Consider the following 240-nt stretch of genomic DNA (forward strand, 5'->3'; position numbering starts at 1 on the left):
GATATGAGATTCTACATGATCAAGTTCACTTTCTACTGCAGCGACTGCATCGGCTGATTTTTGCTTTTCAAGTAAAGCTGAGCGAGCTAAATCATCACGATCTTTGCTCAGTGCTAATTCGGCTTTGTCTTGCCAATCGCTTACTTGGGCTTTTAGTGTATCTACGCGACGTACTAATTCTTTTTTCTCAGCAAGGGTTTTTGCTGACGTAGAGCGTACCTCTACAAGTGTATCTTCCAT

General features: G+C 42.1%; 1 protein-coding gene. It reads right to left on the bottom strand.

Annotation, left to right across the window (positions count from 1 at the left end):
* The coding region (locus SB765_RS33220; protein ID WP_410932977.1) for a PspA/IM30 family protein at window positions 1-240 on the bottom strand (240 nt) is incomplete at both ends.

The organism is Pseudomonas sp. SIMBA_067 (assembly GCF_046534675.1).
GTDB classification, from domain to species: Bacteria; Pseudomonadota; Gammaproteobacteria; order Pseudomonadales; family Pseudomonadaceae; genus Aquipseudomonas; species Aquipseudomonas putida.